The sequence below is a fragment of the Modestobacter sp. SYSU DS0290 genome, assembly GCF_054050955.1.
On record NZ_JBJHAI010000028.1, the window covers coordinates 18,351 to 42,989 of the forward strand.

Annotated in this window: 25 protein-coding genes and 1 tRNA gene; 12 read left to right on the top strand and 14 right to left on the bottom strand. The window is 73.7% G+C overall.

The window, feature by feature from the left end:
• The first annotated feature begins 56 nt into the window (after positions 1–56).
• Positions 57–659: a 30S ribosomal protein S4 gene (gene rpsD / locus ACI795_RS17920; protein ID WP_457076934.1), complete on the top strand. Its 603-nt coding sequence runs from the start codon at positions 57–59 to the stop codon at positions 657–659.
• Here the strand turns inward: rpsD and ACI795_RS17925 are convergent.
• Positions 647–1,162 carry a hypothetical protein gene (locus ACI795_RS17925; RefSeq protein ID WP_457076935.1) on the bottom strand — a complete coding sequence of 172 codons (516 nt, stop codon included), beginning with the start codon at positions 1,160–1,162 and terminating at the stop codon, positions 647–649. The two genes, rpsD and ACI795_RS17925, sit on opposite strands and share 13 nt — an antisense overlap.
• Before the next feature lie 93 nt (positions 1,163–1,255).
• The gene (locus ACI795_RS17930; RefSeq protein WP_457076936.1) at positions 1,256–1,510 is read right to left on the bottom strand and encodes a hypothetical protein; all 255 of its coding nucleotides are present in this window, start codon (positions 1,508–1,510) and stop codon (positions 1,256–1,258) included.
• A gap of 149 nt (positions 1,511–1,659) precedes the next feature.
• On the opposite strand from ACI795_RS17930, the gene ACI795_RS17935 reads away from it, so the two are divergent.
• Positions 1,660–1,863, top strand: coding sequence for a DUF5703 family protein (locus ACI795_RS17935; RefSeq protein WP_457076937.1), 204 nt, complete (start codon positions 1,660–1,662; stop codon positions 1,861–1,863).
• Positions 1,864–1,882: 19 nt separating this feature from the next.
• On the opposite strand, the gene ACI795_RS17940 is transcribed toward ACI795_RS17935, so the two are convergent.
• Complete coding sequence (locus ACI795_RS17940) at positions 1,883–2,839, bottom strand: NADPH:quinone oxidoreductase family protein (RefSeq protein ID WP_457076938.1); 957 nt, start codon at positions 2,837–2,839, stop codon at positions 1,883–1,885.
• Positions 2,840–2,959: 120 nt separating this feature from the next.
• On the opposite strand from ACI795_RS17940, the gene ACI795_RS17945 reads away from it, so the two are divergent.
• A complete protein-coding gene (locus tag ACI795_RS17945) occupies positions 2,960–4,057 on the top strand; it encodes a PP2C family protein-serine/threonine phosphatase (RefSeq protein WP_457076939.1) in 1,098 nt (365 codons plus the stop codon).
• A gap of 6 nt (positions 4,058–4,063) precedes the next feature.
• Here ACI795_RS17945 and ACI795_RS17950 read toward each other — a convergent pair whose 3' ends face one another.
• Both ACI795_RS17950 and ACI795_RS17955 read right to left on the bottom strand, forming a co-directional pair.
• Positions 4,064–4,858, bottom strand: a complete 795-nt coding sequence (locus tag ACI795_RS17950) for an SDR family NAD(P)-dependent oxidoreductase (protein ID WP_457076940.1) — start codon at positions 4,856–4,858, stop codon at positions 4,064–4,066.
• Positions 4,859–4,880: 22 nt separating this feature from the next.
• Entirely contained in the window at positions 4,881–6,209 is a 1,329-nt protein-coding gene (locus ACI795_RS17955; protein ID WP_457076941.1) for a M20/M25/M40 family metallo-hydrolase, read from the bottom strand.
• An 87-nt stretch (positions 6,210–6,296) separates the two neighbouring features.
• Here ACI795_RS17955 and ACI795_RS17960 point away from each other — a divergent pair.
• The 3 genes from ACI795_RS17960 (at position 6,297) to ACI795_RS17970 (ending at position 7,792) form a co-directional block, all read left to right on the top strand.
• Positions 6,297–6,381, top strand: a tRNA-Leu gene (locus tag ACI795_RS17960).
• Positions 6,382–6,632: 251 nt separating this feature from the next.
• Positions 6,633–7,529, top strand: a complete 897-nt coding sequence (locus ACI795_RS17965) for a tyrosine-type recombinase/integrase (RefSeq protein WP_457076942.1) — start codon at positions 6,633–6,635, stop codon at positions 7,527–7,529.
• 17 nt (positions 7,530–7,546) lie between these two features.
• The gene (locus ACI795_RS17970; protein WP_457076943.1) at positions 7,547–7,792 is read left to right on the top strand and encodes a hypothetical protein; all 246 of its coding nucleotides are present in this window, start codon (positions 7,547–7,549) and stop codon (positions 7,790–7,792) included.
• A gap of 10 nt (positions 7,793–7,802) precedes the next feature.
• On the opposite strand, the gene ACI795_RS17975 is transcribed toward ACI795_RS17970, so the two are convergent.
• The 3 genes from ACI795_RS17975 to ACI795_RS17985 all read right to left on the bottom strand — a co-directional run bounded on the left by ACI795_RS17975 (position 7,803) and on the right by ACI795_RS17985 (position 10,559).
• Positions 7,803–8,738: a hypothetical protein gene (locus ACI795_RS17975; RefSeq protein WP_457076944.1), complete on the bottom strand. Its 936-nt coding sequence runs from the start codon at positions 8,736–8,738 to the stop codon at positions 7,803–7,805.
• 475 nt (positions 8,739–9,213) lie between these two features.
• A complete protein-coding gene (locus tag ACI795_RS17980; RefSeq protein ID WP_457076945.1) occupies positions 9,214–9,552 on the bottom strand; it encodes a hypothetical protein in 339 nt (112 codons plus the stop codon).
• Between the two features lie 44 nt (positions 9,553–9,596).
• The gene (locus ACI795_RS17985) at positions 9,597–10,559 is read right to left on the bottom strand and encodes a helix-turn-helix domain-containing protein (protein ID WP_457076946.1); all 963 of its coding nucleotides are present in this window, start codon (positions 10,557–10,559) and stop codon (positions 9,597–9,599) included.
• Between the two features lie 70 nt (positions 10,560–10,629).
• On the opposite strand from ACI795_RS17985, the gene ACI795_RS17990 reads away from it, so the two are divergent.
• Positions 10,630–11,391 carry a hypothetical protein gene (locus ACI795_RS17990; RefSeq protein ID WP_457076947.1) on the top strand — a complete coding sequence of 254 codons (762 nt, stop codon included), beginning with the start codon at positions 10,630–10,632 and terminating at the stop codon, positions 11,389–11,391.
• A gap of 19 nt (positions 11,392–11,410) precedes the next feature.
• Positions 11,411–11,968 carry a hypothetical protein gene (locus tag ACI795_RS17995; RefSeq protein WP_457076948.1) on the top strand — a complete coding sequence of 186 codons (558 nt, stop codon included), beginning with the start codon at positions 11,411–11,413 and terminating at the stop codon, positions 11,966–11,968.
• Positions 11,969–12,156: 188 nt separating this feature from the next.
• On the opposite strand, the gene ACI795_RS18000 is transcribed toward ACI795_RS17995, so the two are convergent.
• Positions 12,157–12,654 (bottom strand): WapI family immunity protein, encoded by a 498-nt coding sequence (locus ACI795_RS18000; RefSeq protein ID WP_457076949.1) that lies wholly within the window; start codon positions 12,652–12,654, stop codon positions 12,157–12,159.
• 565 nt (positions 12,655–13,219) lie between these two features.
• On the opposite strand from ACI795_RS18000, the gene ACI795_RS18005 reads away from it, so the two are divergent.
• The gene (locus ACI795_RS18005) at positions 13,220–13,594 is read left to right on the top strand and encodes an ester cyclase (RefSeq protein WP_457076950.1); all 375 of its coding nucleotides are present in this window, start codon (positions 13,220–13,222) and stop codon (positions 13,592–13,594) included.
• Positions 13,595–13,636: 42 nt separating this feature from the next.
• On the opposite strand, the gene ACI795_RS18010 is transcribed toward ACI795_RS18005, so the two are convergent.
• Positions 13,637–14,941 carry an MFS transporter gene (locus ACI795_RS18010; protein WP_457076951.1) on the bottom strand — a complete coding sequence of 435 codons (1,305 nt, stop codon included), beginning with the start codon at positions 14,939–14,941 and terminating at the stop codon, positions 13,637–13,639.
• Between the two features lie 360 nt (positions 14,942–15,301).
• Between ACI795_RS18010 and ACI795_RS18015 the strand changes: the two genes are divergently transcribed.
• Complete coding sequence (locus ACI795_RS18015; RefSeq protein ID WP_457076952.1) at positions 15,302–15,493, top strand: hypothetical protein; 192 nt, start codon at positions 15,302–15,304, stop codon at positions 15,491–15,493.
• 82 nt (positions 15,494–15,575) lie between these two features.
• On the opposite strand, the gene ACI795_RS18020 is transcribed toward ACI795_RS18015, so the two are convergent.
• Together ACI795_RS18020 and ACI795_RS18025 are read right to left on the bottom strand one after the other, a co-directional pair.
• Positions 15,576–15,899, bottom strand: coding sequence for a GNAT family N-acetyltransferase (locus tag ACI795_RS18020; RefSeq protein WP_457076953.1), 324 nt, complete (start codon positions 15,897–15,899; stop codon positions 15,576–15,578).
• 283 nt (positions 15,900–16,182) lie between these two features.
• On the bottom strand, positions 16,183–18,726 hold the full coding sequence (locus ACI795_RS18025; RefSeq protein ID WP_457076954.1) for a SpoIIE family protein phosphatase: 2,544 nt from the start codon (positions 18,724–18,726) through the stop codon (positions 16,183–16,185).
• Positions 18,727–18,876: 150 nt separating this feature from the next.
• Between ACI795_RS18025 and ACI795_RS18030 the strand changes: the two genes are divergently transcribed.
• Positions 18,877–19,482: a nitroreductase family protein gene (locus ACI795_RS18030; RefSeq protein WP_457076955.1), complete on the top strand. Its 606-nt coding sequence runs from the start codon at positions 18,877–18,879 to the stop codon at positions 19,480–19,482.
• 12 nt (positions 19,483–19,494) lie between these two features.
• Here ACI795_RS18030 and ACI795_RS18035 read toward each other — a convergent pair whose 3' ends face one another.
• Positions 19,495–21,051: a phospholipase D-like domain-containing protein gene (locus ACI795_RS18035; protein ID WP_457076958.1), complete on the bottom strand. Its 1,557-nt coding sequence runs from the start codon at positions 21,049–21,051 to the stop codon at positions 19,495–19,497.
• 399 nt (positions 21,052–21,450) lie between these two features.
• On the opposite strand from ACI795_RS18035, the gene ACI795_RS18040 reads away from it, so the two are divergent.
• Entirely contained in the window at positions 21,451–21,654 is a 204-nt protein-coding gene (locus tag ACI795_RS18040) for a cold-shock protein (RefSeq protein WP_457076956.1), read from the top strand.
• A 360-nt stretch (positions 21,655–22,014) separates the two neighbouring features.
• Here the strand turns inward: ACI795_RS18040 and ACI795_RS18045 are convergent, their stop codons facing one another.
• On the bottom strand, positions 22,015–24,129 hold the full coding sequence (locus tag ACI795_RS18045; protein ID WP_457076957.1) for a DEAD/DEAH box helicase: 2,115 nt from the start codon (positions 24,127–24,129) through the stop codon (positions 22,015–22,017).
• Between the last annotated feature and the right edge of the window lie 510 nt (positions 24,130–24,639).

A 24,639-nucleotide genomic window follows, 5' to 3' on the forward strand; every position in this document is an offset into this window, starting at 1 on the left:
GCTCGACCCGATCCGTCGTCGGGGTAAGGTGAGCCTAACCGAACCCGGAGGTCCGTGTGAACCAGTCTCGCCCCAAGGTCCGGCGCAGCCGTGCGCTGGGCATCCCGCTCACCCCGAAGGACGTGCGCTACTTCGAGCGGCGCCCCTATCCGCCGGGCGAGCACGGGCGGAAGCGCAAGAACACCAGCGACTACAAGACGCGGCTGCTGGAGAAGCAGCGGCTGCGCGCCCAGTACGACATCAGCGAGACGCAGCTGCGCCGCGCCTTCGACCGGGCCAAGCGCACCGGCGGCAAGACCGGTGAGGAGCTGATCATCGACCTGGAGTCGCGGCTGGACGCCACGGTGCTCCGGGCCGGCTTCGCCCGGACCATCTACCAGGCGCGCCAGGTGGTCAGCCACCAGCACGTGACGGTCAACGGCCGGCGGGTCGACCGGCCCAGCTACCAGGTGCAGCCCTACGACGTCGTCGAGATCGCCGAGCGCAGCCGGGAGAAGGCGCCGTTCCAGGTGGCCGCATCCGGGGCGCACGCGGAGGCCCCGAAGTACCTCGAGGTGTCGCTCAGCCAGCTGCGGTGCGTGGTCGCCCGCCGCCCCCAGCGCTCCGAGGTGCCGGTGATCTGCGAGGAGCAGCTGGTCGTGGAGTACTACTCCCGCTGACCGGGCGCCGGCGGGCCGCTGTTGCGCTGCAGAGCGCGCTGCGGCCCGCCGCGCATGCGCCAGCCGAGGACGCCCCAGCCGAGCCAGCTGAGCCCGGAGAACCAGTTGACGTCGCCCCAGTCGCCCTGGACGACGGCGAAGACGACGTAGGCCGCGATCCCGGCGCCCCAGGCGACGACGAGCACCGGCAGCCACCGGCCGTCGATCCAGCGCGGGCGGACCGCGCGCAGCTCGACCTGCTGCTGGGCCCACTCGGCGGTGGCCGCGCGCAGCCGGGGATCGGCCAGCTCCTTGCCCCAGGTCACCGCGTTCTCCACCGTGCCCAGCTCGTCCGGGGACAGGCCGTGCCGGCGAGCCAGCTCGCGGCGCAGCCGCCACTCGGCGGTCAGCCCGTCGTCGACGACAGTGGGGCGCAGCCGGCTCCAGAACCGCCGCCCGCCCACCCACCAGGCGAGCAGGGGCAGCCCGACGAGGACCACCACGACGACGATCACTCCGGTCACGGTCGATGATCATCGCCGAACCGCCCCGTTCCCGCAGGTCAGCGCCGACCGTCGGCGCCGGCGACGGGGGCGGTGCGCCCCGCCCCCGCAGGCTCAGCCGCGGATCTCGTCCTCGTCCTCGGGCACCGACTCCTGCTGCTCGAGGACGTCGTACTCGTCGGCCTCCACCGTCGAGCCGCGGTAGGTGGTGCGGCCGCCCGGCACCGCGGTCAGGCGCTGCTCGATGGCGTCGGCCTCCGGGACGCCGTCGCCCAGCGGGCCCACCTCGTCGGCGAGCTCCGGGCCGCCGGAACCCACGGTCTGCTCCTGCTCCTGGCGGTCGGCCTCGGTCGCGTTCGGCTCGGTCACGGCCGTCTCCTTCCCGTTCAGGGGAGCCCGGCGCGTTGCCGGGGCCCGCGGTCTCCCCTGCCCTGGCCCGTGCCGGCTCACACCCGGGCCGGTGGCGTCGTGGCGACGACCACATGACCTGCGGGCGAACGACGGGCACAATCGGGCGGGTGTCAGCAGCCGGCGAGTACGAGTACGCACCGCTGCGCATCCCGGCGGGCACCTCACGCTCGGCCGCCGCGCAGCTCATGAGCCTCCAGGCCGACACCGGCGGGTGGGAGCTGGCCCGGCTGCAGCTGCACGCCGACGGCACCCGGAAGATCATCATGCGCCGGCGGATGCGGCTGTCGTACCTCCCCCGCCCGATGATCTGACGCCGGACCCGCTGGACCGTCAGGGCACCAGCACGACCTTGCCGACGGTGCCGCGGTCGGCGATCGCGGCCATCGCCTGCGGCAGCTCCGCCAGCGGGCGCACGTCGCCGATCAGCGGGTCGATCGCGCCGGCGGCGAAGAGCCGGCACAGCTCCTCGTGCACGGCCCCGATCAGCGCAGGGTCGTGGCGGCGGTAGAGCCCCCAGTGCAGGCCGACCACGCTGTAGTTCTTGACCAGCACGTGGCTGGCCGGGACCTGCGGGATGCGCCCGCTGGTGAACCCGACCACCACGATCCGTCCCTCGAAGGCCACGGACTTGCGTGACGCGTCGAACACGTCCCCGCCCACCGGGTCGTAGACGACATCGGCGCCGTGGCCCCCGGTGATCTCCTTGACCCGGGCGACGACGTCCTCGGCCGTGTAGTCGATGACGTGGTCCGCGCCGAGGTGCGTGCACACCGCGGTCTTCCGCGTCCCGCCGGCGGTGGCGATCACCCGGGCTCCGGCGGCCTTGCCGAGCTGGATCGCCGCCGACCCCACCCCACCGGCGCCGGCGTGCACCAGCAGCCACTCCCCCGCCTGCAGGTGCGCCCGGCGGTGCAGGCCGACGTGACCGGTCTGGTAGGTCAGGTGCAGGGCGGCGGCCTGCGCGTCGGACATCGCGTCGGGCACCGGCCAGGCCGCGGCGGCGTCCATCAGCGCGTACTCCGCGAAGGCGCCGGGGCCGCCGGCCGGTGAGCCGATGACCCGCTGCCCGGTGTCGACCACCTCCCCGCACAGCTCGACCCCGGGGGTGAACGGCAGCGGGGGCCGCTCCTGGTACTCCCCCCGCGCCATGAGCACGTCGGGGAAGTTCAGGCCGGCGGCGCGCACCCGGAGCAGCAGCTGGCCAGCACCGGCGACGGGCGGCTCGACGTCGTCGAAGGAGAGGACCTCGGCAGGGTCGCCGAGAGCATGGACTCGCCAGGCACGCATGGCCCGACCCTGCCAGGCGCGCAGTGACCGGGGTCACCCGGGTCGGCTGGCTAGACTGCGCACCGTCCACCAGAGGTCACGGTCCGTGGCCGCGGACCCCACGACGAGAGGCGGACGCAGGTGGATCGGGGAACGGCCCGGCGGCACGTGCTGCCCCTGGGCGTCCTGGTGGCGTTCGCCCTGGCCCAGTTGGCGCTGAACCAGGGGCAGATCATCCTCGGGCTGGTCTGCATCGCCCCGCTCACCGCGGCCACCATCCTGGACCGCCGCACCACCGCCGGCTACGGGGTGGCCGCCCTCGTCGTCGCCCTGCTGCTGGGGCTGCACGAGGACCAGTACCAGCCGGACACCCTGCCGGCGATGCTCGTCCGGCTGGCGGCGATCGTGGCGGGGGGCGTGCTCGCGGTGGGCACCGTGACGCTGCGGCTGCGCCGGGAAGCGCTGCTCACCCGGCTCAGCGCGGAGGCGGCCGAGTCCCGCGCCGCGGTGGAGCTCGCCGAGTCCCTGCAACGCGCTCTGCTGACCGACCCACCTGCCGTGCCGGGCCTGCAGATCGCCGTTCGCTACCTGCCCGCGGTGAAGAACGCCCGGGTGGGCGGGGACTGGTACGACGCCTTCACCCTCCCGGACGGCGCGACCATGCTGGTGATCGGTGACGTCGCCGGCCACGACGTCGCGGCTGCCGCGACCATGGCCCAGGCGCGCGGCGTGCTGCGGGGCGTCGCGCTGACCGTCTCCGGCGGACCCGGTGGCACGTCGCCGGCAGCGGTGCTCGGGGCGCTGGACGGGGCGCTCCACCGGCTGGCGCTGGACACCCTGGTCACCGCGGTCACCGCCACGGCCTGCCCGTCGCCGGGATCGACCGGAACGCTGCTGCGGTGGTCGAACGCCGGGCACCCCCCGCCGGTGCGGGTGACCGCCGGCGGGCAGGTCGAGCTGCTCGACCGGCCGGCCGAACTGCTGCTCGGAATGACCATCGACGTTCCCCGCACCGATCACCGGGCCGTGCTGTCGGCCGGGGACACCGTCGTCCTGTACACCGACGGGCTGGTCGAGCGCCGGGACGCGCCGCTGGACGCCGGCACCGCCTGGCTCGTCGAGGAGCTCGGCCGCCTCGCCGACCAGCCGCTCGAGCAGCTCTGCGACGCCCTGGTGGCCGAGATGTCCGGCCGGCTGGACGACGACGTCGCGGTGCTCGCCGTGCGCGTGGACGCCTGACCGGTCTCAGGACCTGCGCGGCGGCAACAGGCGCGGGGGCAGGGCGGCGGTCTGCCCGTCGGCGGTCTTCGCGCTGGGCACGCCCGGGAAGCGGAACGGGACGGCGCCGACACCGGGCTGGACGACGTAGGCAGCTCCGGACCGGCCGGCGGTCCAGGCGCCGAGCAGCGCGTCGGCCACCTCCCCGGCGCTGAGCACCGGGAAGTCGACGTCCGCGAAGGCCTCCCGGAGGGGGGCGATGATCGCGGTGTCGGCGAAACCGGGGCAGACGGCGGAGAGCGTGATCCCGTCGTCCACCAGCCGGGGGGCCAGGGAGCGGACGAACGCGACCGCGCCGGCCTTGGCGATGCTGTACCCGGGATCGGTCGCCTGCGGCGCGAGCCCGGCGAGCGAGGCGGTCACCACGATCGACCCGCCGCCGGCGCGGCGGAGCGCCGGCAACGCCGCCTCGGTGCCGTAGACGACGCCGAGCAGGTCGACGTCGACCACCCGGAGCAGGTCGTCGACGTCCAGCGGCTGCTGCCCCGATCCGGCGATGCCGGCGTTGAGGAAGACGGCGTCCAGCCGGCCGTGGTCGGCCTCCACCTGGGCGACCACCGCGGCGTTGGCCGCCCGGTCGGTGACGTCCAGCGGCAGGAACGCCGCGCCCAGGTCGGCGGCGGTCTGCCGGGCTCGCAGGCCGTCGAGGTCGCCGAGGACGACGGTCACCCCCTGCCTGCGCAGCAGTGCGGCCAGGGCGCGGCCGAGCCCGCCGGTGCCGCCGGTGATCAGGGCGACGCTGCCCGGGGTGATCGCGGTCATCCCGGCATCATGCCTGCGTGGGTCAGGCCCCGCGCAGGAACCGGTCGAGCACCCGGATGCCGAACTGCATCGAGTCGATGGAGATGCGCTCGTCGATGCCGTGGAACAGGGCGGCGAAGTCGAGGTCGGCGGGGAGCTTGAGCGGGGAGAAGCCGAAGCAGCGCATGCCGAGGGTCTCGAAGCTCTTGGCGTCGGTGCCGCCGCTCATGGTGAACGGGACGGCGCGGGCGCCCGGGTCCTCGGCCTGCAGGGCCTGGATCATCAGGTCGACACTCGGCCCGTCGAAGGTGGTCTCGACCGCCTGGTCGTAGGTGATCCACTCCCGGGTGACGCCCTCGCCGATCAGCTCGTCGAGCTGCTCCTCGAACTCCGCCTCCTGGCCGTAGAGGAACCGGCCGTCGATGGTGGCGCTCGCGGTCCCGGGGATGACGTTGGTCTTGTAGCCGGCGTCGAGCATCGTGGGGTTGGCGGTGTTGCGCAGCGCCGCGCCGATCATCCGGCTGATGCTGCCCAGCCGGGCCAGCGCCTCGTCGGGGTTGTCGGGATCGATCTCCACGCCGTAGGCGTCGCCGACCTCGGCGAGGAACTGCTTCATCGGCGGGGTCACCACGGTGGGCAGCCGGCTGGAGCCGATCCGGGAGACCGCCTGGGCCAGCCGGGTGACGGCGTTGTCGTCGTGCACGAACGAGCCGTGGCCGGGGCGGCCCTGCGCGGTGAGCTTCATCCAGGCCAGCCCCTTCTCGGCGGTCTGGACCAGGTAGAGGCGGAGGTCGTCGCGGACGGTGATGCTGAAGCCGCCGACCTCGCTGATGGCCTCGGTGCAGCCCTCGAACAGGTCGGCGTGGGAGTCGACCATGTAGTGGGCGCCGTGCCGGCCGCCGGCCTCCTCGTCGGCGACGAAGGCCAGCACGATGTCGCGGTCGGGCTGGACGCCGGTGCGGGCCCAGTCGCGCACCAGCGCGAGGGTCATCGCGTCCATGTCCTTCATGTCGACCGCACCCCGGCCCCACACGTAGCCGTCGCGCTGCTCGCCGCTGAACGGGTGGACGCTCCACTCGGCCGGGTCGGCGGGGACGACGTCGAGGTGGCCGTGCACCAGCAGGGCGGGACGGTCGCGGTTGGTGCCCTCGATCCGGGCGACCAGGCTGGCGCGGCCGGGCTCGGACTCGTGGATGACGCTGTCGATGCCGACCTCGTCGAGCTTGCCGGCCACCCACTCGGCGGCGGCCCGCTCCCCCGCGCTGGTTGCGGTGGAGCCGGTGTTGGTGGTGTCGATCCGGATGAGGTCGGACAGCAGGTCCGCGACCTCGGCCTGGGCGGTGGCGAGCGGCTGCGGCGGAGTCTCGGACATGCCGACGATGGTGCCACCGGGGCCTGTCCCGAGTCGCCGCCGGGCTCGGTTATGCTTGCCCACGGCGCCCGAGAGGGTGGCCCACCTGTCCGGGTGGCGGAATGGCAGACGCGCTAGCTTGAGGTGCTAGTGCCCTTTGCGGGGCGTGGGGGTTCAAGTCCCCCCTCGGACACTCAGAAGAGTCGGTTCGTGTTCAAGCGGTCTCAAAGACACGCAGACACGAGCCGAAGGAAACCGCATGAGGTTCTCCGCCCCTGTTCCGGCGGCATCTGAGCCGCCCACTCCCGTGGCGTCGTTCGAGCCGCTCTCCCTGCCTCCTATGCGAGGTCAGGTGTTCGAGGCGACCACCGATGACGCAGGGCAGCTGACCGTGCCGCTGCCCCTGCCCCCCGGCGTCCGTCTGCGGGTCACGGTGGTGTCGGCATGAAGCTCGGGGACTTCCTCCCGTTCTGCTACGCGATGGCGGGGACCAAGGCCACTCAGGACCTCTACCACCCGTACTGGCAGATCCTGGGCGAGCAGTGGGGCCACTACGAGCTGAGCGAGATCAACGCGGGGCACATCCGGTTGGCCAGCCAGGTCGCACGAGACCGCCAAGCCGCCAAGCGCCGGGTCAACCACCAGAACGGCCTGTACGCGCAAGAGCACCTCATCGCTGCCGCCCGAGCGCTGTTCCGTTGGGCCATGGAGCAAGGGGAAGCGCTGTCCAACCCCGCGCTGGAGGTGGAGAAGCCGAAGCGCCCGGACGTGAGCCGACACGCCCTGTCCCATGAGCAGATCCGTGAGCTCTTCGACTCCTGCGAGCGCGACGAGGACACGGTCATCCTCCGCTTCCTCGTGGAGACCGGTTGTCGGAGGGAGGGCCTGCTTAACCTGGCGCGTCGCGACGTCCGTCCGGCTCGTCAGACCGTGTGGCTGGATGAGAAGAACAGCGCCCGCCGCGAGCAACCGGTCAGCCGGGCGATGACGGTCGCGCTCCAGGCCGAGACCTCCCCGCTGTACGGCCTCACCCGTCGACAGATGGACGGCGTCTGGACCCGGGTGCGGCGGCAGGTCCCCTGGGCGGAGGAACTCGGGGTGTCGAGTCACTGGATGCGGCACTACGCCATCTCGAACATCGAGCAGGTCGCCGGCTATGCGACGGCGGCTTCGTTCGCTGGTCATCGCCTGGTGCGTGGGGCGACGGCCTCCTACATCAAGGTGGGGCTGCCGGAGGTCGCCGCGGCCTTCTCACAGCTCTGGGGTGAGCCGCACCCAGCTGCCGCGCAGAACCGTCGACAGGACGCGTCGCCAGCCGACGGACTCGCCGCCAGCGCGTAGGGCGGAGGATGTCGCCTGTGCCGAGAATCGACGTCGAGGTGTTCCCCATCGAACCCGGACGCTGGATCGCGGTCATCGAGGGTCCGGGAGGTCCGTTCTCGACTGAGGCTCCAACTCCTGACCGGGTCGAACCGGAGGTCCGGCTCGCCATCGCCGAGGTCCTCGGACGCGCGGACGTCGACCTGACCATCGTCGACGACGAGGGGGCCAGCTGGTCCCCCGAGACTGCGCCTCAGCAGGCGGAGCGGCTGGGAGTGCAGTAGTCCCGCCGTCTCACGGCCTGCTTTCGTCCGGGGGCACCTGGGTCAGCCACCACGGTCTGCGGACCGGGCCGAGGTCCTCTCCTTCCAGTCCGACGTCCCGCGCAGGCACGAGGAGCTGGGAAGGGCGTCGCGGGTCGTCGACACCCAGGTCGCGCAGCCGGTCAGCGACTGCCCGGCTGCGGACGACCCACAGGACGGCCCGAGCGGCATGAAGGCTCTCACAGGCGGCCTGGTTGCGGTCCACCTTGGAACGAAGGGGGTGGCTGCCCTTCGAGGACGACTCCACCTCCAGCGTGTACGTCGTCTCAGCGAGATCGTCATCGTCGACGGGGGCACTGCCGCACAGGCGAGCGTGGAGCGCAGCACCGGCCTGGCCCAGCGGGAAAGACTGCATGACCAAGCCGTCCGGGATGAGCCCCCCGGTCAGGCTCCCGATGGCGCCGTCTCCGTCGGCGGTCGTCCGCAAGGCTGCCCATGCCCGAGCAGTCACCTCCGTCGACCACCGCCTGCAGGCAGCGCCCTGGGTGGCACGCACCGAGATGCCGTGGGCCGCCAGCGTCGCTGTCCGTTGCTGGATCCAGCGTCCGATGGCAGCCGGCGCCGTGGCGTGCGCGACGCTGTCAGCGGAAGGGACGACCTCTCTGCCGCTCGCCCTGCCGGTCGCCTGCCAGCCGGTCGACGTGAGCCACACGACGGGTGCTCCCCCGACGAAGCCGAGTCGTGCCCGCTGCTTCCGCCGCTTGTCCGACAGGTCTTCGGCTACGAGGTGGGCGACGACGTCCCGGGGAGCACCTGCGGCCAGGAGCCCGTCGAGCGGCAGGGCGCCGTCCGCTTCGGCGAGGAGGCGGATGACCTCAGCAGCTGCCGCGTCCATGCTGCGCCGCTGAGCATGGGCGATGCGGGCCGTCTCGACCAAGGCGTCCAGGTCGGGGGCGACGTCGGTCACGGGGCCACCTCCCGGACGCCGCAGGCGTTCCTCTGGCGTCGCGGGAGCCGACCGGTAGGGGTGCCCAGCCGCCCGCTCCTGGCGGTTGGGGGGACCGGTCGGGAAGCGAGGCGCCGGGGTCCAGGGGCGTGCCCCTGGTCGGTCGCCGGGGTCGGCCAGGGGTCCCCGGCGGCTGGGCTCCGTTGCGAAGCAGGAGGGCAGCCGTGGGGGTGGGCCGTCGCCGGTGGGCGAGGCGGCTCCACTGCGGACAGTGCCGTCCCGAGCGCCAGTGAGGGCCGAAGAACAACCCGCGTGGAGGTAGTCGGCCCCTCCGTCTCGTGTAGTTCGAGGAGGGGCCGACTACCTCCACGCGCAGCGGGGAGCCGCCGGGGGTGTCGGGGGCTCGCCCCCGATGCGTCCGCGTCAGCGGACAAGGGTCGGGTCCAGGGCAGCCGGCCCTGGCGTCGCGAAGCGGCGGTGCTCGACTCGGTCCGGCTCACTGGTCGGACTCCGGGCACACCAGGACGGCGACCGTGAGGGCGTCGGCCAAGCCCATGCCCTGCCGGACGTGGTCAGCGGCCCTGTGCCGTTGTGCCAGCGTCAAGGCCGTGGTCTCACGGACGAGCCAGCGGACGAAGTGGCTGACCTCCTGGATGCTGAAGGTCGGGCCCATGACTTCGCGAAGCGCTCGGACGGCCTGGGCGAGCCTGAGGAGTTCTGCGTCCACGTCGTCGGGCTGCGACGCGCCTCGCAGGAATGCGAGCGCCGTGGGGTCCGTCCAGCGCTGGTGATCGGCGGGCACGGCAGCGGCGTCTGGTTCGTGGGTCGGTGTCATGTCCTGCGACCGTCCGGGGATCGGACCTGTGCGCACGGATCCACTCACGCGATGTGGCCGAGCGTCGGCATCGCGAGCCGCTCGGCCAGCGCAGCGATGGCGTCGCCGACGGGCCCCGGAGGTGGCGCCCATACCTCGGCGGCCCTGCGGCGGGGATCCTCGAGCGGGGGCACGGCATCGCGCCCCTCCGCCAGGTTCACGATCCGCCGGTAGAGCGCTCGCTCAGGATGCTCTACGCCTTCGAGCGGCACGAATGTGAGCGCCTCGACGAGCGTGTCAGGGCTCCACAGATGCACCGGTCTGCGGGCTCGTGGGTTCGTTCCTGTCAGTGCCGTCAGCTGCCAGCAGAAGTCCCGTGCCTTGGTCAGCAACGGCCATCCCTCGACCAACCTGTCGGCGTGATGCGGTGGCAGCTGGTCGAGCATCATGGTCAGGAGCGGCGTGGCCGCTGACCAGACGTCCTCGGGGATGCCCGCCGGAGGCGCCAGGACGCTCCCTGAGGGTGTCTCTTGATGTTGTTCACCTTGGGGTGTTGGCGTGCACGTCGAGGCGGATGTGCCTGTCGCCATGTGCACGTCCCTTGGTCCTGAGATGCACTGATCCGTCTCGCCAAGCGGGTGGTCGTGCTCTCGGTCCGTGGCGTCGGTGTCCTGGTCCTCCGAGGGCGTCGGCCACCCCGCCGGGAGAGCAGTCAAGGACGGCGGTGCTGGGTGGGGCGACCCGCCGAAGTCCCCGGGAACGTGCAGTCGGTAGAGCGTGGCTCGTCCCCGATGACCCTTGACCAGTCGGGTCAGCCAGCCGGCGAGCTCCAGGTCGTTCAGAGCGTTGTTGATCGTCCGCCGGGACCACCCTGTACCTCGCTGGAGCGTCTCCTGGGAGGGCCATGCCTCGCCGCTGCGGTTGGCATAGGAGTTCAGCGTCAGCGCCACATGGCGGGCGATCGGCGGCAGGTCGGAGTCCCGGACTGCACGGGCGTAGCTGAAGGGGCTGAAGGTCGGTGTGGTCATGTACCTCGACCGTCCGGCCTACCGCATGACTGGCAGGGGGCTGCATCCATCGGTGGGGCACCATGCCGGGGTGAGCAGCTGGGACTTCCTCCCGCCAGGACACGAACCTGAGGCGGATGCCGACACATCGACAGCTGCTGGCCTGCTGGAACTGCTGGACGCTCAGGCCGCTCTGCTGGTCGACATCGCAACGGGCGGGTCGCGGATCGACGACGTTAACGCCCGGTACAAGCGCCGCCGTCGCCTGCTGGACGGGGCTCTGCGCACCCGGGCTGTGCCCACTCCGTTCCCGTTCGAGGACCTGTGGGCCTGGCGGGGCTACTGGCAGGCACAGGAACTGTCGACGTACCAGAGCCGACGTCAGCGGGTGGCCGAGCTGTCCCGCCCGGCTCGTGAGGCTCTGGAGGCACTAGAAGCCGGTGCACAGGTGTCGGACCCGGGTGCCGGGGGGTCGCCCACCTGGGCGGAGCTCGACCAGCGCGTCGCAGGCATCGTGGCCGAGCTGGCGCGGGCGCAGAGCCGAGACGACCTACAGGACGTCGGGCGCCGATGCCGTGAGGTCCTCATAGCCGCCGCGAAGTTGCTCGCTGACCCGGCCCTGCTGCCTACTGGCGCGGAGGCACCCAAGGCCGCCGACGCGAAGGCGTGGCTGGACCTGTTCCTGGCCGCCCATGCGGCCGGACGGACGCACCGGGAGCTTCGGGCGTTCGTCCCCGTGGCATGGGACCTGGCGCAGAAGGTGACGCACGGAGACATCGAGCGGGTGGACGCCTACGCAGCCGCCCAGGCGACCGTCCTCGTCGTTCGCGTCCTGCAACAGCTCGCGCCGTGACCGCCGTTAGCCTTCCGCCGTGGCTGCTGACGATGCGACGACGGAGTGGTTCGGCGGCGTGCCGGGTCGTGACGACGCCGAGGCGGCGTTCCTCGCACACCTGCGGCGGGAGGCCAGCGGCTGGGATCAGGAGGACGTGACCCCGCGTCTCACGTCGAGCCTCTACATCGGCCTGCCGCTCTATGCGGACATCGACGTACCCGGCTTGACCAAGCCGGCTCGCCCACTGCAGGTGGGCTTCTGGACCGGTGGGCCCTGGGCGGGACGGTCCGGCGGGTATGTCCTGCAGGGCGTCTGGGGAGACGAGCACCCCCTGGACGACCACGACGGCAACGACCCCGAGTGCCTCACCGTCATCGGGGTGGACGCCACCCCGGAGCAGCACGCCACCTGGGCGGCGGAGTGGCTCCTCCGCCAGCTCCGCCGGCCCATCGTCCGTGACGAGTGGCTACGCGACGGCCAGGTCGTGGCATCGACCTGGCGGCTGTCCGACACGGGGACCGTGCTGGCACGCGAGGGCACCAGCTCGCGCCGCCTTCTTCGGCGCCCACCAGACCGGGTGGCCCCGGTCCGCTGACCAACCTCGCTCACGTATGGTGCTCGGGCACCGCTTGGACACTTAGAACCGTCCTAATGGGGTCAAAACGCCCCCTCGGACACAAGATCACTGGCTCACGCCAGTGCCGAACGTACAGGGCGTCCACCTCGTGGGCGCCCTGTCGTCGTTCATGGGTGGTCCGGCCGACGCTGGCTGGTGCCGAGCGTCTACCGCTCGGGGAACGGCCCGTTGTCCTCGTCCCAGGCCAGTGCGGCGGCGAGCAACTGCTCGCGCCCGACCCGGAGCGGCACGCCGGAGGCGTAGAAGTCGTAGGGCGCCTCCTCCCCCGCCCCGGGGCGATCCGCCACCGATTCGAGGGACAGGTGGACACGCACGACGAGGAAATCACCCTGTCGGGCGCCGACGCTGAACCCGAGGTTGGGCTCCGTGAAGGTGAGCAGCTCCTCCGAGTCCTCGGTGGGAGCATCGAGCTCCGGAACGCGCCCGTCTGCGGCCGCCCGGAGCCAGTCCCCCAGCTGCCGCGCCTCCCACGTGGTGAGGCAGGGGTCGTCGAACCTCCAGGACTCCCCTGTCGCCGTTCGGACCCGCCCGTGGACCTCCAGCCAGTTCGCGTCCCAGTCGCCCGGCTCGCTGGGCGGAGCGGAGAACTGGTACCGGGTCGGGCGCAGCTCGACGCTGGCGCCGTCGGAAGAGGTCAGCTGCACGGCGGGAGCTTCTCAGTACGCGCTGTCATCCTGCTGGCGCGGCGTTCCTCCGGAAGTCGATGCCGTAGCGAGCCATCGCCCTGCATCAGTCCGGTCGGGCCCGGTACGTCACTCGCCGCCGACGTCCGTGTCTGGCTCTCCCCGTACGCCCCCAGCAGGTGCGTCATCCCGTCGGTGACGTGCCGGGCTCGACCGGGACCACGAGGTCCCCCTCGAACACGGTGTGGTGGCCCCGGAGCGCTGTCGCCGGTCGGCGATCAGGTGCGCCGACCGCCGGTGAAGCGGCTCAGCAGTCGCTTGAGCAGGTTGGCCTTGATGAGTCCGGAGATGAGGCCCATGTCGTTCCCTCCAGTTGGTGACGTTCCCAGGGGCCTACCCCCCGACGCCGCGGGGATCACGTGCAGCTGCAGCAGGGCCCCCGCCGGCGCACCGCCCACACGCCACCGTGAGCGGACCGTGCGGGGAGCCACTCGAGCACGGACCGGCCGCCGGCTGCCCCCGGGCGGGGACCCTCCTCGTGCGCGACTGCGCCTCCCACCGCGGTGCGGCCCTAGGATCCCGCCTCGTGGAGCAGCAGGCACCGACCTCGATCGTCCAGCGCTACTGGGACGGCCTGTGGAACCGGCGCGACCTGACGGTGATCGACGAGCTCATCGCCGAGCCCTACGTCCGGCACTCCTCCGCCGGCACCCGGTCGCTGACCCGCGCCCAGTTCAAGCGGGAGGTCCGCGACTCCTGGCAGCTGCTGCACGACCCGGCGACCACCGTCGACGACCAGGTGACGGCCGAGGACAGGATCTGGACCCGGGCCACCACCACCGGCCTCAACCTGGAGACCGGGCAGACCTCGGTGGTCACCTGGCTGGTGGTGCACCGCGTCGCCGACGGCCGGATCGCCGAGTCCTGGAGCGCCACCCTGCCCGGCGTCGACTGGCGCTGACCCAGTCGCCCGGCCGGACCGCCGTGCGCCGCGGCCGGGAGCTCAGCCCAGGTCGCGCAGCCGCTGCGCGCCGGCCATCCGGCGCCGGCTGACGACGGCGTACAGGGCCACGAAGGCGAGCACACCGGCGCCCATCCCGGTGAGCGTCCACCGCAGCCCGATCACATCGGCGAGCAGGCCCAGCGGGAGGGCGGCGATGCCGAAGGCGCTGAAGCTGAGCATGATCAGCCCCTGCACCCGCCCGTGGTACTCCATGTCGGAGAGGGCGATGAGCTGCGACTGGTTGGTGGTCTGGAAGGCGAGCATCGACGCGCCGACGGCGAGGAGCACGACCACCGCGGCGTAGGCGTTGGGCGCGATCGCGAGCGCGCAGAGGGCGATGCCGAAGACCGCGCCGGAGCCCACCAGGACCCGGGTCTCCCGGACCCACGAGGTGCGCCGCCCCAGCAGGAGTCCCGCCGCGACCCCGCCGACCGCAGACGTCGCCGCCAGGACCCCGTACCCGACCGAGCCGAGGCCGAACAGGTCACTGGAGATGGTCGGCATGAAGGCCAGGTAGGGCAGCCCCATCATCGCGACGCCGATGCCGCACCACACCAGGGCGCTCAGCTCGGGGTGCCGCCGGACGTAGCGCACCCCGTCGGCCAGCTCACCGAGCGGCGAGCGGCCGGAGGCCTCGCCCTGCCGCCGCCCGGCGGGCAGGGCGGCGGTCAGGAGCACCCCGACGGCCGCCAGGGCCGCGCTGAACAGGAAGACCGCCTCGACGCCCCAGGTGACCGCGCCGATGACCACCCCGGCCAGCGCCGGCCCGACCACCCGGTTCACCTCGGCGTTCACCAGGAGCAGCGAGACCGCCTGCGGCACCGACCCGCGGGGCACCAGCTCGCTCAGGAAGGCCATCCGGGCCGGGTTGAACAGCGCGAAGCCCACGGCCTGGAGCACCCCGGCGCCGAGCAGCATCCAGTAGGCGATGACGTCGAGGACGACGGCCACCCCGATCCAGGCGCTCGACACCGCCAGCAGCAGCACCGAGGCCTGCAGCACCAGCCGTTTGGGCAGCCGGTCGGCGGCCACGCCGCCCCACGGGGTGGCCACCAGCAGCGCCACCCCGAAGGCCAGCAGGACCCCGCCGAGCGCGGCGTTCGAGCCGGTCAGCTCGAACGCCAGCCAGCTGCGGGCGATCGCCTGCGCCATCACGCCCAGGAAGACCGCGGCCGCGTTGAGGTAGAGGACGAGGAAGCCGCCGATCCGCAGGATCGCCATCGCGCCGAGCGCGGACGGGGCCTGCGGCGACTCCGGGGGGACCGTCCCACCGGGGACGGGGACGGGGACGGCGGGCACCGGCACGCCGGCCACCGGTTCGGGTGCGGCTGGTGACGGCGCCGGCGCAGCCCGTCCTGCGTCGACGTCCCGCATGGCTCCCCCGTTCATGGCTCCCCTCGCCCGGTGCCGGCCCGGGGCACCCGACCGTCCGGCGCCACCTCTCGGACGGGCCGGGCACGCTCGACCCTGCCACACCAGACGCCCCGCTCCAGGGTGACCGGTGCGGAACGGAACACCGATGTGCCCGCCCGGCGGGGGTTTCGACGACGTGGAGCTCCGGGCCGAGGACGGTGCACTGCCGGCCCGCGCCCGGCAGACCCGGCGCCTCCCCCCGGTCACCGTCTGCCGAACGGTGACCGAGGGGACGACCGTCCGGTGTGTGCCGTGGCCTGGAGCGAGTCACCTGCCGTCCGGGCGGAGCCGGCCTTCCGCGACCCGGGGCCCACGCTGCTGCGGCAGTTCATCGCCCGCGGGGCGCGCGTCGCCACCGAGCGCCTCGAGGAGCACCCGGTGACCACCCGGGGCGGCCCCCCCCGGCACAGCATCGGGTTCCGCACCTTCGCCTACTCCCGCTGACCCGCCCGCCGGCCCGGCGTCACCCGGCGGGGGCCCGCTCCGGAGCCGGCTGCAGGGGGCCCCGGCGGCCGACCGGGTGGGCTCAGGCGGTCGCGGCGGTGATGGTCGTGCGGGACCGGTACTCCAGGTCGGCGTAGTCGCTGTGCCGCTGCATCCAGCCGGCGACGAACGGGCACAGCGGCAGCACCTTCAGCTCCTGCCGCCGGACGTCGTCCAGCGCGTGGCGCACGAGCGCGGACGCGACGCCGCGGCCCTCGTGCCCGGGAAGGACCTCCGTGTGCGTGAAGACGACCAGCTCCGGGGTCCGGATGTACTCCGCGATCGCCGCGAGCTGTCCGTCGACACGTCCCTCGTACCGGTGCTGCTCGGCCGCGTCGATCGCGGTCACCTGCACGGGTGGCTGCATGCGCTGGACTCCTCTGTCGTGCCCGTAGCCCGGGTGCGCCGGCGCCCGACGCACGCGGGCCCGAGCCCGCCCGGGGAGTACACCCCGGCGAGCGGGCCGTTGACCAGCCCCACGCGCACCCGGTGCGGGTCACGCCGCCGGTTCCAGCGGCAGGCCCGCGTGGTTCCCGGCCAGCAGCCGGGTCACGGTGGGCTCGCGGCAGACGACCACCGACGCCGTCGGTCCCTCCGCCGCGGGACTGCTGCACCACGTCCCCAGCGAGTACGCCCCGTCGGGCGCCGTGTCAGCGGGGACGGTCCTGCGGGTCCAGCCGGAGGGCGATCAGCGCGACGTCGTCGTCGACGGACGCGGGCAGCATGCGGTCCAGCAGCTGGTCGCAGAGCAGCTCCAGGTCCTCGCCGGCGAGGGCGGCCAGAGCGCTCTCCAGCCGCGCCAGGCCGGTGTCCAGGTCGGCGTCGCGCCGTTCGATCAGCCCGTCCGTGTACAGCACCAGGACCGCGCCGGCGTCGAGCTCCAGCTCGTGCTCCCGCCGGCGGGTGGCGTCGTCCACCCCGAGCAGCAGGTCGGCGCGGTCCGCGGTGAGAAACCGCACGCCGCCGTCGGGCGCGATCACGGCCGGCGGCGGGTGGCCGGCGTTCGACCAGCGGACGGTGGTGACCCCGCGGCGGGCCTGCTCGTCGGTCTGCTCCAGGCGGAGGACCACGGCGGTCGCGTTGGTGCGGGTCCGCAGGAGCGTCATCGCCGCGTCGACGCGGGTGAGGACCTCCGCCGGCCCGGCGTCGGTGGTCACGGCGATCGCCCGCAGCATCGAGCGGAGCTGGCCCATCGCGGCGGCGGCCTCGGTGTTGTGCCCGAGCACGTCGCCGATGGTCACGATGGTCGATCCACCGGGCTGGCCGAACGCGTCGTACCAGTCCCCGCCCACCTGCGCGGCCTCGGCCGCGGGGGTGTACCGCACCACGATCTGCGCGTTGTCCGGCTGGGCGGGTGCGGTCAGCAGCGACCGCTGCAGCCCCTCGGACAGCTGCCGCTGCTGCCGGTACAGCCGGGCGTTGTCCAGCGCGAGACCGGCTCGGCCGGCGACGTCCGACGCGGCCTGGAGGTCCTCGGCGGTGAGCGCCCCCCGCGCGCCGCCGTTGAACAGGCTCAGCAGCCCCACGGTCCGGTCGCGCCCGCGCAGCGGCAGGATCAGGAAGGACTCCGGGGCCAGCTCACGCAGGTACTCGCGCGCCGGTCCCGGGACCAGCACCGAGCCGATGCGGCCCACCGCCCCGCTGGCGGCGGAGACGGACCGGCCGGTGGTCAGCGCCCGGCTCAGGAACGAGGTGTCCCGCAGCGCGGGGATCCGCTCACGCGCATAGCCCTCGACGAGCGGGCGGAGCGCGGGGTCGGCGTGCCACCAGGCGACGTCGCGCATGCCACGACGGCTGCCGGTCTGCTGGTCGTCGTCGACGAGGGTGACCAGGCACCAGTCGGCGAGCGCCGGCACGACCAGCTGGGCCAGGCGGGCGACGGCCTGCTCCGGCTCCAGCACGCCGTTCAGCTCCCGGGAGACCTCGGCCAGCAGCTCGCTCCGCTGCTTCTCCCGCACCCGCTCGCTGATGTCGGTGAAGTACAGCGCCAGCCCACCGTGCTCGGGGTTGGCGCGCACCTCGACCCAGATGTCGAGCGGCGCCGGGTAGTACGCGTCGAAGGCGGTCGCCTGACCGGTGGCCGCAGCCCGCCGGTAGCTGTCCTCGAACTCGCTCCCGACGGTGGCCGGGAAGGCCGCCCAGAAGTCCCGCCCGACCAGGTCCGCGCGCCGTCGGCCGGCGATCCGCTCGGCCTCGGCGTTCAGGTAGGTGATCCGCCAGTCGGCGTCCATCGCCAGGTACCCCACGGCCATCGACTCCAGCGTCTGCACCGCCAGCTCCAGGGTGCCGCGCTGCGCGGTGGTGTCGTGCACGACCCCGATCAGGCGTGCGCCGCCGTCGTCGCCGCCGACGACCACCTGCCCGCGCGCCGCGACCCACCGGTGCGCGCCGCCGGGGACGGCGATCCGGTACTCGGCCTCGTAGGTGCCCCTGATCTCGATTGCGCGCTGCACCCGGGCGACGACGTGGTCGACGTCGTCGGGGTGGACATGGGCGTAGACCTCGTCGGGGCGGCCGCTGAAGCCGGCCCGCGTCATGCCCGACAGCTCCAGCAGCCGGTCGTCGACGGCGAGCTCGCCGGTGGCCAGGTCCAGGTCGAACGTGCCGACCTGCCCGGCCTCGAGCGCCAGCGTCCACCGGGAACGGTCGATCTCCTGCTGGGCGAGCAGCTGCCGGGCCTGACCGGAGGCGCTCCGGGCCAACGCGGCCGCCTCCGACGAGCGCTGCCGCGCGCCACGCAGCTGCAGCTCCGAGCTGCACGCTCCGGCGAGGTCGGTCAGCACGGCGAGGTCCCGCTCCGACCAGGTGCGCGGCTCGCTGTCGATGGCGCACAGCGACCCGACCACGGTGCCGTCGGCCTCGGTGAGCGGCACGCCGGCGTAGGCGACCACCGACAGGTCCGGGATCGCCAGGTTGTCGGCGACCAGGGGGTGCGTGCGGGCATCGGTGATTACCAGCGGCTCGCCGGACCGGACCACGTGCTGGCAGAACGAGTGGCTCAGCGGCGTGCGGCGGGCGGACTGCCACGGCTCGGGCAACCCGAGGGCGCCGGGGAAGACCTGCTCCTCCACCGACACGAACGTCACCAGCGCCACGGGCACGTCCAGCTGCCAGCGGACGAGGCGGGCGAACCGCTCGAACGCCGGGTCGGAGTCCGCCGGCAGCGGTGTCCCGGGCGGCAGCGGGTCAGTCACACGTCCTCCGAGGGGCAGGGGCACGTGACCGACGACGTCCCGATGAGCGAGCGTTGCGATGCTACGTCGCACCGGTGCCCCGCTCCGCGGCCCGGCGGGCGTGACCGGTCGCACGAAATGACCGGTCGCGCACCCGGCGCTGACGCTGTCATGACCGTCAGCAAGACCGCCGTGACCACCGTTCCCCTGCACCCGCTGCTCGCGGAGCGCTGGAGCCCCCGTGGGCTGGACGCGGCACACGAGCTCACCGACGACCAGCTGACCGCGCTGCTCGAGGCCGCCCGGTGGGCGCCGAGCGCGAACAACAGCCAGCCGTGGCGCTTCGCCGTCGCCCGCCGCGGCACGGCCGGCTTCACCGCCGTGCGGGACGCGCTGGCGCGGGGCAACCAGCTCTGGGCGCACACGGCGTCCGCGTTCGTCGTCGTCGCGGCCGAGACCGCCGGGCCGGACGGCGCCCCGCGCCCCTGGGCCGCCTACGACACCGGCCAGGCCGTCGCCCACCTGTCGGTCCAGGCCCAGCACGAGGGCCTCGCGCTCCACCAGCTCGGCGGCTTCGACCGCGACCGGGTCGCCGCGCTGCTGCAGTTGCCGGAGACCGTGACGCCGCTGGTCGTGCTGACCGTCGGCCGCCGCGACCACGCCGCCGAGCTGCCCGAGGCGCTCGCCGCGCGCGAGCAGGCACCGCGGCAGCGGCTGCCGCTCGACGCCCTGCTGCTGTCCTTCCCGACGGAGCCCGCCGCGGAGCGCGTGGTCTGAGGGGCCGCCGGGTCAGGCGCGCACGCGCGGGCTCCGGCGGCGGGCGAAGAACCGCTCGACCCGGCGCCACCGGTCCGGTGTCTTCTCCTGGTCCAGGACCTCGGACTCGGCGAGCGACCGGTCGACCGGACCGAGCTCGGGCGGCTCGAAGACCACCAGCGAGCGGCCGACCGGCCGGCGCAGCCGCTCGATGCCCTGCACGAGCGAGCCGGTGCCGGCGATCGCGTCCGCGACCTCCTCGGGCGTGCACCCCAGGTGCTCGGCGAGCAGCCGGTCCCGGAAGGCGGTGATGGTGGCGGCGATCCGCTCGGCCCCCGGCTGCCCCTCGACCGCCTCGACCGCCAGGTCGCACTCGGTGTCCAGGCCCATCGACCGGTTGTTGAGGTTGCTGGAGCCCAGCCGCAGCAGCCGGTCGTCGACGACGGTCACCTTGGCGTGCACGTAGATGTCCTCGCGCTGCTCGGTCACCGGCGTGTAGAGCCGGAACCGGTCGTGCACGTCGGCCTCGCGCAGCATCTCCAGGGCCCGGGCGCGGGCGGTGCCCATGGCCTTCTCCGAGAGCCAGCCGTCGGCGACCTCGGGGTTGACCACCACCACCTCCGGGCCGTCCGGCTCGCGCAGCCGTTCGGCGATGGCACCGGCGATCCGGGGGTTGGCGAAGTACTGGCTCTCCACGTAGACCGACCGGCGCGCCCCCGCGATCGTGGCCAGCCACAGCAGCTCGATCTCGTGGACCAGCTCGGCGCCGTCGTGCTCGGGCCGGGTGCGGGCGATGGCGACGTCGACGTCGGTGAGCAACGGCTCGACGTCCGCGGGCCAGTGGTCCCGCTCCTCGGTGAGCGGTTCCAGCCGCTCCCCGGTCCCGCTCTCCCACCGCTCGCGGGCGAGCTCGGCGACCGCCCGTGCGGCGGGCCCGGTCATCATGCTGGTCGCGTCGTGCCACGGCCCGGTCGGCCGGCCCCCGGCCCGGCCGGGCGCCGGACGACGGCGGTGCGGGTTGACGTCGGCGTGGTCGGAGGTGTCCCAGCGGTCGGCGGTGACGTCGATGCCGCCGGCGAAGGCGAGGCAGTCGTCGACGACCACGATCTTCTGGTGGTGCGCCCCGCCGACCGGGTGGTGGGTGTCGACGGCGAGGGTGAGCCGGTCGGGCGCCCGCCGGTCGAGCAGCACGAGCGGCTGGAGGCCCCGGCCGAGCGCGCGCAGCATGCCGAGATCCCACTGCAGGACCTTGATCTCCAGCTGCGAGTTGGCCTTCACCGCCCGTTCCAGGACGGCGCCGAGCCGGTCGTCCTCGGGCCGGCCGCCGGCGAGCGGGTCCAGCCGGATCCGCGGGTCGAAGTCCCAGCCGATGAACAGCACCCGCCGCTCGGCGCGCAGCACCGCGCGCTTGAGGGTGGCGAAGTAGCCGGCCGCGTCGACGAACACCGCGAAGCGGGTGGCCCGCTCGATCCGCCAGCAGGTCTCGCCGGGGACCAGCAGTGCCGCACCCTGCTCCGCCGGGCCGTCGTCGCGCACCGCGGGCTGCCCCGGATCGGTGCCGGGCTCGGTCGTGGTCTGGCCGGGGTCCATCACCCCCGCAGTGTGCCCGTCCTCCCGGGCGCCGCGAACTCGCCACTCCCCGGAGCCCCGGTCCCCGGCACCGCCCGGCGGAGTGGGTGCTGGCCGGGCTGCCGACCATCGGCCTCGGCACGAGCCGGTCGATGACGCCGTCCGCCGCCCCGGGCGGAGGCGGCTGGTGCCGGCTCAGCGTGCCGGTGCTGCACGCGAACTGACGCGCTTCGAGGACCACCCCGCACGGATGGCGGGAAAGGCCGTACAGTCCGTGGTGATCGCCGTTGTGCCTCTGCTTCGTTCCCGGACGTCCGCAGTCGTCTCTGCCTGACGTTCCCTCTCGGTCCTGCCGGTCGGTACGGCGGTCCCGGTCCGACGACTGTCGCACCGGACAACCCCACCCGGGACGAGGACGACATGACCCAGGGCACCGTGAAGTGGTTCAACAGCGAGAAGGGCTTCGGCTTCATCGAGCAGGACGGTGGCGGCCCCGACGTGTTCTGCCACTACTCGGCGATCAGCGGTAGCGGCTACAAGTCGCTGGACGAGGCGCAGCGCGTCGAGTTCGACGTCACGCAGGGCCAGAAGGGCCCGCAGGCGGAGAACGTCCGCCCGATCTGAGTGACGAGACGAGGCCCCGGCGTTGCACGCCGGGGCCTCGTCCGTTCCCGGGCCCGGCGCCCGTGGACGGATCGACCGAGCCCGTCCCGTCCACCCAGGAGGCACCCCATCGCCACTGCCCGGTCACGCTGCGCCGACGCCCACCTCGGGTGCACCTGCCGCGGCGACGCAGCCGTCCACGCACAGCGCACCCGCGAGCGCGACGAGGCGCGCGCCCAGGCCGGCGACGTCGTTCCCTGCCCGGAGTGCGACCGCCCCACGACGCCCTTCCAGCTGGTCACCTGGGGCAACTGCCGGGCCTGCCGCACGGCGCACTCCCGGTCGGTGGAGCCGCTCCGCTGGTGAGCCGCGCCCGCCGGGTCAGTCCCCGGCGGGCTCCTCCCCGGCGGGCTGCTCCGCGGCGGGCACCGTCAGCGGCGGCACGGGCACCGGCTGCGCCGCCAGCTCCTCGGTCAGCAGCGCGACGAGCGCCTCCAGCTGCACGTCGGCCGAGGACGAGACCTCCTCGTCCGACCCGTCGAGCGCGCGGGCGGCCAGCCCCGCCTTGCTGTCGATCAGCTCCGCGATCCGCGCGTCGATGGTCTGCGCGGCGATGATGCGCCAGGCGGTGACCGGCTCGGTCTGCCCGATGCGGTGGCTGCGGTCGATCGCCTGGGTCTGCTCGGCGTCGGTCCAGGACAGCTCCGCCAGCACCACGTTGGACGCGACCTGGAGGTTCAGCCCCACCCCGGCCGCGGTCAGCGAGCAGACGGCGACCGCGACGCCCGGGTCGTTGACGAAGGCGTCGACGTTCCGCTGCCGCACCCCGGGCGTCTGGTCCCCGCGGATGCTGGCGAACCGGACCCCCTGCTTGGTGAACACCTGCTCGGCGGCGTCCATCACGTCGACGTGCTTGGCGAAGAAGACCACCTTGCCGGCGCTGCGCGCGAGCTGCGCGGCGTAGTCGGCGGCGAGGTCGGCCTTGGCCCGGCCGATGCGGCGCAGCATGCCGAACACGTTGTCGCCGCTGCTGGAGGTCGTCGCGTCCTTGAGCTCCCACCGGGCGACGGTGCGGACCAGGTCGGCGTCGATGCCCTCGACCGCCGCACCGGACCGCCGGTTCGCCAGCGCCGTCTCGTACCGGGACAGCATCCGGCGGGCGAGGTCGCGTTCGGCCGCCCGGATCGACCGGCCGGCCGCGCCGTCCAGCTCCACGGGGAGGTCGGCGATCCGGCGGGCCGGGATGTCGGCGGCCACCTCCACCTTGCGGCGGCGCACGATGCCCATGTCGATCACGCACCGGCGGGCGGCCGGGTAGAAGCCCGGGTCGGCCGGCGTCAGGCCGACCTCCTCCAGCGCGTTCATCAGCTCCCCCAGCGGCTTCGACTCGTCGATCCAGCCGAGGAACTGCCAGATCGCCCGGAAGTCCTCGATGTCGTTGATCAGCGGGGTGCCGGTCAGCGCCATCAGCAGCGGGCGCACGGTGCGGGTCCGCAGCCGCTCGGAGAGCTCCAGCACGTGCTGGGAGCGCTGGGAGGTCTTGTTCTTGATGAAGTGCGCCTCGTCGACCACCATGCCGCGGAACCCGAAGTCGCCCAGCCAGCCCACGTGCCGGTCGAGCACCTCGTAGTTGACGACGACGACGTCGGCGAAGCCGTCGACGGTCTCGCCGTTGCCGTGGATGACCGTGGCCCGGCGGTGCGGCGTCCAGCGGGCGGCCTCGCGGGCCCAGTTGGTCTTGACCACGTTCGGCACGACCACCAGCAGCGGGTAGGCGTCGGCCGCGTCCGCGGCGAGCAGCGCCTGGGCGGTCTTGCCCAGCCCGGGCTCGTCGGCCAGCAGGAAGGTGCGGTGGCCGGCAGCCGCGGCGGCGACCAGCTGCGCCTGGTGCGGCATCAGCTCGGCACCGCCCGGCAACGGCCGGGTGGACGGCGCCGGCAGCGGCATGCAGGCGGCGTCCCCGCCGCCGGCGCGCTCGAAGGAGTTGAGCAGCGGGCCGAGCAGCTCCCAGCCGGCCAGCCGGCGCGGCCGGGCGACGGGCGGGGGCGCTGCCGAGAAGTCGGGGGCCAGGAACGGGTTCGCCAACTGCCGGGAGATCACCGACTGGGGCACCACCCGGTGCTCGGGAGCCGCGGGCGTGGGCACCGGCTCGGGCTCCGGCTCGGGTTCCGGCTCGGGCTCGATGCCCACCGACCGCAGCATCTCCTGCTGCAGCGACCGGGCGGCGTCGGTGACGACGGCGTCGTCGGCGAGCAGGGCGAGCAGCCCGGGGTCGCGCACGGCGGTCTTGGCCAGGATCGTGCCGATGCCGTCCAGGCGCTTGAGCTGCTCGGACCGGGCGGCGGAGCTGAGGCTCTCGTCCGCCCGCACCCGGGCGTGCTCCTCGCGCACCAGCAGGGCGACCACCTGGAACTTGGTGCGCACCGCGGAGGTGACACGACCGCCCTGGACGGCGGCCTCCACCGCGCGGACGGTGCGGGACAGCAGCGTGACCACGTCCCCGGGGACGCGTCGCTGGTTCCGCGGGGCCGCACGTCGCGGACCCGTCGAGCGCTGGCCTGATCGGCCCACAGACTCCTCCTCTGGATGCCGCGGACCAGGTGGCCCGCGGCAGGGTGCTGCGCACCGTCCCGCGGTCGGGCGACGGACGTCCCGGGCGGACGCCTCCAGTGGCCACTCCGGGCCGGGACGCGGCTCGACGGGTCCGGCGGGCGACCGGCGCCTCGGCGCCTGACGCCCCGCCCTCGACGAGGAACCGGAGCCGCCGTCGACGATCGGATCGACACCCGGGCGCCGGACGTCGCCGTCGGACACACGGCGTCTGCCGCATGGTCGGTGCTCCTCCGAGGCTACCGCCTGCCGCGGCGGCGGGCAGCGCGCACCGTCCGGCCCCTGGTCAGGACGCCCCGGCCGCTCCGCCGGGCCCCCCCCCGCGGCGCGCCCCCCGGGGGGGTGGCCGCGAAACTAGCGGGTCCAGGACCAAACCCCCGGACCCCCCTCGGCAGG